The organism is Micromonospora sp. ABR4_055 (assembly GCF_056160425.1).
In genome coordinates, this window is the sequence record NZ_JBSWXD010000280.1 from 1 (window position 1) to 3,392 (window position 3,392).

At 72.6% G+C, this 3,392-nt stretch carries 3 protein-coding genes; all 3 read left to right on the forward strand.

The window, feature by feature from the left end:
- The first annotated feature begins 419 nt into the window (after positions 1–419).
- The 3 genes from ACXAHD_RS31685 to mshD all read left to right on the forward strand — a co-directional run bounded on the left by ACXAHD_RS31685 (position 420) and on the right by mshD (position 3,234).
- On the forward strand, positions 420–1,136 hold the full coding sequence (locus tag ACXAHD_RS31685; RefSeq protein ID WP_278171736.1) for a winged helix-turn-helix transcriptional regulator: 717 nt from the start codon (positions 420–422) through the stop codon (positions 1,134–1,136).
- Positions 1,137–1,328: 192 nt separating this feature from the next.
- Positions 1,329–2,267: a polysaccharide deacetylase family protein gene (locus ACXAHD_RS31690; RefSeq protein WP_281552997.1), complete on the forward strand. Its 939-nt coding sequence runs from the start codon at positions 1,329–1,331 to the stop codon at positions 2,265–2,267.
- 79 nt (positions 2,268–2,346) lie between these two features.
- Positions 2,347–3,234: a mycothiol synthase gene (gene mshD, locus ACXAHD_RS31695; RefSeq protein WP_475055091.1), complete on the forward strand. Its 888-nt coding sequence runs from the start codon at positions 2,347–2,349 to the stop codon at positions 3,232–3,234.
- The last annotated feature ends 158 nt before the right edge of the window (positions 3,235–3,392 follow it).

The following is a 3,392-nucleotide window of genomic DNA, read 5'->3' on the forward strand; positions in this document are numbered from 1 at the left end:
GGGCCGGTGCTCGACCCGGCACCGGTGGGCCGGGCTCCGGCGGCCCTGGGACGACGGCGCGACCGGGGCCGCCCCGCATGCCGCCGGGCCGCCCGCCGGGCGGTGGCCCGGGCGGTGACTCCCGGCTACCGTCAGGCCACTGTCCGCGACCGGTCTCGGATGGCGTGGAGGGATGCACGCCCTGATGGTGCCAGACGCGGCGGGTGGCCCGCTGGCGACGGCGCGGGGCGCTATGGCCGACTGCACAGATGAACAGCTCACCGCCCCGCTGTTTCCGGCACCTAATCGGTTAAGCTCATGGCTTAACCACCCGTCAGCGAAGCCGGGGTTCGACGCCACTGTCTGCGGTGACGGCCACGTGGCCGGCGTCCGCGGTCACCACGCGCGGCCAGGACAGGCCGCGAGGACGGAGGTGATGTGTGGAAATCCTGCTGCTGGTAACGGCCCGTGCGGGCGAGCCGTCGGCCGTACTGCCCGCACTCGACCTGCTCCCCCACTCGGTGCGGACCGCGCCCCGCGATGTCCGCACCCTGGTTTCCGGGCCGAGCCCGGACGCGGTCCTGGTCGACGCCCGGTCGGAGCTGTCCGAGGCCCGTGCGACCTGCCGGATGCTGCATGCCACTGGTCTGGGCGTCCCGCTGGTCGCGGTGGTCACCGAGGCCGGTCTGATCGCGCTGAACGCCGACTGGGGCGTCGACGACGTCATCCTGGCCAGCGCCGGCCCGGCCGAGGTGGAGGCGCGGCTGCGGTTGGCGGTAGGTCGGCTGACCAACGCCACGTCAGGCGCGGGCGGGCTGATCCGGGCCGGCGAGCTGACCATCGACCCGGACACCTACGCCGCCAAGCTCAAGGGCCGCCCGCTCGACCTGACCTACAAGGAGTTCGAGCTGCTCAAGTTCCTCGCCCAGCACCCGGGGCGGGTCTTCACCCGCGACCAGCTGCTGCGCGAGGTCTGGGGCTACGACTACTTCGGCGGTACGCGTACGGTCGACGTGCACGTGCGGCGGCTGCGGGCCAAGCTCGGCTCGGAGTACGAGTCGATGATCGGCACGGTCCGCCAGGTCGGCTACAAGTTCGTGGTGCCGCCGAGCCGCTCGTCGCTGCCGGACACCGAGCCCGCACCGCTGCCGGTCTAGCGGATTCCGCCACCTCACGGTGGCGCAACGCCGAAACATCAGCTGAGGCGCCATCCGGATCTGTCCGGACGGCGCCTCAGATTTTCGTCCGAATAGACCGTCTATATCGGTTATTCACCGTTTCATCTAAATCAGCCAGCTGCAACCTCCTAGCGTCGGGCCGACGACCGAACCGACGGCGGGAGGGCTGCAGTGACGGTGCTGGCGGGTCTACGCGGGCTGACCGTCGCCGCCGTGGCCGTGACGGCCGTCCTGACCGGCGCGTACCTTCTCGGTTCCAGCAGTGCACCGGCCGACCGGGCCGACCCCGACCCCACGCCCGCGCCGGCACCGGGCCCGACCCGCAGCGGACCCGACCCCGACCTGGTGCCACCACCGGCCCGGTCCACGGCGTCGCCGCCGTCACCCACCGGGGCACCGGACCCGGACCGTTCGGCGGCCCGGCTGCCGGCGTACGCCCCACTTGCCCCCGACCGCAGCGGACCGCACGGCACCCGGCAGACCAGCGGCAGCGCCGCGGTCGCCCTCACCTTCGACGACGGCCCGCACCCGGTGCACACCCAGCAGACCCTCGACGTGCTCCGCCAGTTCGGGGTGAAGGCGACCTTCTGCCTGGTCGGCCGGAACGTGGTCGCCCATCCGGAGCTGGTCCGGGCCATTGCCGCAGACGGGCACACCCTGTGCAACCACTCGTGGAGCCATGACTTCGGCCTCGGCAGCTACCCGCCGGCCGCGATCCGCACCGATCTGACCCGGACCTCCGAGGCGATCCGGGCCGCCGCCCCCGGCCACCCGGTCTCCTACTACCGCCAACCCGGTGGCTTTTGGACTCCCGCTGTGGTCGAGGTGGCGCGGGAACTGGGCATGACCTCGATCCACTGGACCATCGACCCGGCCGACTACTTCCAGCCCGGTGCGGGCAGCATCACCGCGACGGTGACCGCGCAGGCCGTACCCGGGTCGGTCGTACTGCTGCACGATGCCGGCGGCAACCGGTCCGGCACGGTGCTGGCACTGCGTACGATCCTGCCGAACCTGCGGCAACGTTTCCTGGTCGACGCGCTGCCGCCGATGGCCGAACCGGCCGACCAGCGCAGCCGCCGGCTGCACCTGCGCACCGGCCAGATCTGACCGCGACGATCCGCCGCGACGGGCGGACCGGACGGGAGATACGGTGGGGCACGTGGCTGAGTCGGCGACCCAAGCGAGCATGACCGTCGTTCGGTTCGACCAGCTCGACCCTGCCCAGGTCGACCGGGTGCTGAAGCTGGCGGCGGTCGCCGCCGACACCGACGGTGCCGACCCGCTGCCGGAGCAGGTCGTCATCGGACTGCGGGAGGCGGCCTCCGCCCGGCACCTCACGCTCGCCGACCCGGCCGGCGAGACCATCGGCTACGCGCATCTCGACCCGACCGATCCGGCCGGCCCGGTCGCCGAGCTGGTGGTCCACCCGGCACACCGGCGACGCGGGTACGGTCGTCGACTGCTCGCCGGGCTGCTCGACGCCGCCGGTCCGACGGCCGCATTGCGCGTCTGGGCGCACGGCGACCACCCGTCGGCCGCAGCCCTCGCCCTCGACCACGACTTCGTCCGCGACCGGGTGCTGTTGCAGCTGCGCCGCAAGCTGACCGACCCGCTGCCCGAGCCGGCCCTGCCAGCCGGGGTACGGATGAGGTCATTCGTGCCGGGTCAGGACGACGCCGCCTGGGTGGCGCTCAACGCGAAGGCGTTCGCCGACCACCCCGAGCAGGGCCGCTGGGAGCTGCCGCAACTGCATGCCCGGATCACGCAGCCGTGGTTCGACCCAGCCGGTTTCCTGCTCGCCGAGGATCCGACCGGCCGGCTGCTCGGCTTCCACTGGACCAAGGTGCACGCCGACGCGGCGGTCGGCGAGGTCTACGTACTCGGGGTCGATCCGACCGCCCACGGCGGCGGTCTCGGCCGCGCGCTCACCCTCGCCGGGCTGCGGCATCTGGCCGCCGCCGGGCTGCACCGGGCGATGCTCTACGTCGACGAGTCGAACACCGCCGCGGTACGGCTCTACACCCGGCTCGGCTTCCTGCACTGGTCGGCCGACGTGAGCTACCGCCGGCGCTGACCGGCCGGCCTCGGCCGACCGGCACCGGCCGGCCGGTCGGTGTCGGAACCGACCGCGGTCAGCCGCCACGGCCGGTGATGTAGTCCTCGCTTCCCCTCACCTCCGGGTTACTGAAACTCCGCTGCGTGTATTCCATCTCACCCAACTCGCCAGAGTGG